The 4,213-nt window shown below is 43.0% G+C and carries 1 protein-coding gene; it reads left to right on the forward strand.

Annotated elements, in window-relative coordinates; all coding sequences use genetic code 11:
• Positions 1 to 4,213: autotransporter domain-containing protein (locus PF272_RS03375; RefSeq protein WP_271141629.1), on the forward strand; the 4,213-nt coding region annotated here is incomplete at both ends.

The following is a 4,213-nucleotide window of genomic DNA, read 5'->3' on the forward strand; positions in this document are numbered from 1 at the left end:
ATAATGTTGAGGGCGAAGCCACAGCGAATTTGCAAATTAACGTAGGTCAAACCTCAACAATCAACAGCGTTGTCATCAACACTGATGGTAAAACAACCAATGAAGGTACATTGAATGTCGGTGGTGGTTCAGGATCGATTACTGTAAATGGCGGTACCTTAGCATCGTCAGGTACAACAACTGCAGGTACGTTGACAGTTAATCAAGGCGTTAAAGAGGGTGGTGCTGTTCGTTCAGGTGAAGTTAATGTTACGGGTGGTACTACGACAGCCACTACAACCGATATTCAAGATGGTACTGTTACAGTAAGTGACGGTGCTAAATTAAGTGGCGGTGAAATCAAAGTCGGTAATGGAGATGGTACAGCAGCATCTGATTCCGCTGGCTTAGTGGTGAATGGTGAAGTTGAAGCAACAAGTGTAACCGTCAAAAATGATGGCACAGTTGATGTGGGTACAACCGGTAAATTGGGAACAGAGACTTCAGCCATTCCTACTGTTAATGTTGATGGTGGTACATTGAATTCTTCTGGTACAACCAATGCAACAACCTTAACTGCAGATAATGGCGGTAAGGTGAATGTGAATGGTGGCACAACCACAGCGACGACGTTAAACGTTAATAATGACGGTGCGGTGAAAGTTAATGCGGGTACAGCCGATATTACGACCACCAATATCAAAGATGGTGCTGTAACCGTTGCCGCTGGAGCAACTTTAGACAGTGATACCTTAAACGTGGGTGACGGTAGCGATAGTAGTGGTACAGCAACCTTAACCAATGCGGGTACCGTGAATGCGGATAATGTGACAGTAAAATCAGATGGTCAGTTAGACAACAATGGCACATTGGGTGATGCAGACACCGCGATTACTGTGGACGGCGGTACATTGAACTCCACCGGCACCACCAATGCAGCAAGCTTAGCCGTAGACAATGACGGTACAGTAAATGTGAATGGCGGTACCACAGATGTTGGCACTACTAATATCAATGATGGTACGGTTTCTGTAGGTGCTAACGGTACCTTAGACAGTGATACTCTCAATGTAGGTGATGGTACAGATGGTGCAGGCACAGCAGCGTTGACCAATGAGGGTACCGTGAATGCGGATAATGTGACAGTAAAATCAGATGGTCAATTAGACAACAACGGCACATTGGGTGATACCGAAACTAACATCGCTGTAGAAGGTGGTACATTGAACTCTACTGGCACCACCAATGCGAATACTTTAACTGTAGACAATGACGGTAAGGTAAATGTGAATGACGGTACCACAGATGTTGGCACTACTAATATCAATGATGGTACGGTTTCTGTAGGTGCTAACGGTACCTTAGACAGTGATACTCTCAATGTAGGTGATGGTACAGATGGTGCAGGCACAGCAGCGTTGACCAATGCAGGAACTGTGGCATCTGACATTATTAATGTGAATAAAGACGGTAATTTAACCAATACAGGCGAATTAACCGCAGATACTGCGTTGAATGTAGATGGTGGTACCGTAGCCTTAGATGACGGCACAATCACAACACCGGAAACCAATATCAAAGCAGGTACAGTAAACGTTGGTACTGATGGTACTTTAGATGCAGGTAAACTCACCGTGGGTGATGGTAATGGTGATCCAAGTACCGCATCACTTAATGCAGATGGTACAGTGAAAGCGACCGATTTAGTGGCAAATAAAGACGGTAATATTGCGGTAAATAATGGTGCTACAGTGACTGCAACAACCAGTGCGAAGGTAGCGGGTGGTATTATTGCCATTAACCAAGGCGGTATCTTAAATTCTGGTGAGCATGGTGAAAATGACTTTGTTGTCGATTCAGGTAGTGTCAATGTTGATGGTACCTTGAATGCGAAAAACATCACCTCTGATCCAGCGCAAGACAGCAGTGCGGATGATGCGAAGATCAATGTGGGTAGCACAGGTACGCTTAACCTTAAACCAACTGGTGATCAACCTTTATTTGCTGGTTTAGATACCTCTAAAGGTGATGCTATCAATGTCGATGGTAAGTTAAATGTAGATGTAGCAGATGGTAATACCGCAACTCAAGCGAATACCGCAGGCATTACGGGTACAGGTACCTTAAATAAAGAAGGTAATGGTGGTTTAGTGTTAACTGCACCAACTAACACACTTGGTACCGTAAATGCTAATGATGGTGTATTGACTGTCGATAATGGTTCTAAACTTAACGCCAATACATTGAATGTCGGTGATAGTGACGATAAGCCAGCGACTGTGAATGTGAATGGTGAAGCAGCAGCTGCCGATGTGAACATTGCTAAAGATGGTACCTTGAATGTGGGTGATGCTTCTGGTACACCTGCGGGTAAATTGGCTGCAACCAATCCTATTTCAATGAATGGTGGTACGCTCAATGTGAATCCAAATGCAACATTAACGACGCCTAATATTGTAAGTCCTGATACAGCTGATAATGAGACATCAACGGTTAATGTTGCCAACGATGCGACATTAAATCTTAATCCAACAGATGGTGCTAAACTCTTTGATGGATTTAACAGTGCACCGGGTGGTAAAGATGCGATTAACTTGGATGGTACGTTAAACCTTAATGTGGCATCAGGTACAGTAACCCAACCTGTTTCTGCGCCAATTAGTGGTAATGGTACATTCAACAAAGAGGGTAGTGGTACCTTCGATGTGAAAGCCAACAACCCATTTACTGGAGCAGTCAATGTGAATGATGGCACATTGCAAATTTCTGAGGGTGGTAAGTTAGGTAACGCAACAGTGAATGTAAATTCACCAGCGACTTTAGCAGTAGACAAGAACGGTACTGAGCTAGGTAATCTCAACCTAAACGGTGGGGGTACCTTATCAGTAGCAGCAACACCTGCAGGTTATGCAAAAATTCAAGTTAATGGTGATGCTAACCTTAATAATGGTCATCTCTTTACGGATATCGCAGGTAGCCATGAGGAAGACTTAGAGAATGGTAACTTTGCTAATGTGATTTCAACACCGAATGGTCAAATTATTGGGGATTTTGCAAGTTATGATGACAATAGCCATCTTTTTAATTTTGTTCCTTATATTACCGATGATCATAAAGCGGTGGGTTTAACCCCTTATTCTGTTGGTGGTGATCACAGCCTTGAAAGTATTTCAAATAAATTAGGTTTTGGTCGTGCTGCAGATGCGGGGCGTGCATTGGATACTATCTTTAAAGCAAACCCAGCAAATGAACTCTCACGTTTGTTCTATACCATTCGTGATGACAAACAAGCAGCAAATGCCGTACTAGAATCATTGCCAACCTTAGCGGGTGCAAGTAGCCAAGTTGTTGCTGATACCAGCAGACATTTAGCAAATCTTGCGAAAATTTATGACCGTTGTGAAGATAACGTTCAACAAGGTGATAAACATATTTGGGCGAAAACTTTCGGTAGTTGGGGTACCCAAGATCAATACCAAGGTGCAGCAGGATATCGTAGCGAAAGTTATGGTTTTGCTGCTGGGGTTGAGAAATGTCACCAACAAACTCGCTTAGGCGTGATGATGGGATATGCTTATGACCATGTTCGTAGCCGTGAATCTGTTTCAGATCAGCGTTTACGTGCAGATACCATCCAAGCAGGTATTTATGGTAATACACCAATTAGCTCTATTGCTGATTTAGACTTTAGAGCAGGTATTGGTTACAGTGATGTAGGTACGGAACGTAACATTAAGTTTGCGAACCGTACTGCACAAGGTAACTATGGTAATAAGATTGGTTATGCTGGTGTGGGAGTGAACTTTAATGCGTTCTCATCTGAACAAGCTGTGATCAAACCATTTATCCGTTTAGATTATCAAGTAGTGCGTAATAACCATTACACAGAACGTGGTGCAGGTGTGTTAAATCTAAATGTTGATGCAGGTACTAACCAATCATTAGTTAGTCAAGTTGGTGTTGATATGAAAGCACATCTTGCTGATAAACTTTCTGTTAATACTCGTGTTAGTGTAGGTTATGACCTTGTTGGTGAACCAGCTTCTGTACGTGCAGCATTTGCAGGGGCACCAGATATTAAGTTCACAACTCAAGGTGCACAACATGGTCGTGTCAGCGGTGAATTGGGAATTGAAATGAATTACCACATTACCCCTGCTGCAACGTTATCGGTAGGTTATGATGCGTCAGCGCGTAAAGGCTATATTGAACATACACCAAACATTATGTTTAA

The organism is Gallibacterium faecale (assembly GCF_027920745.1).
Classification (GTDB): domain Bacteria; phylum Pseudomonadota; class Gammaproteobacteria; order Enterobacterales; family Pasteurellaceae; genus Gallibacterium; species Gallibacterium faecale.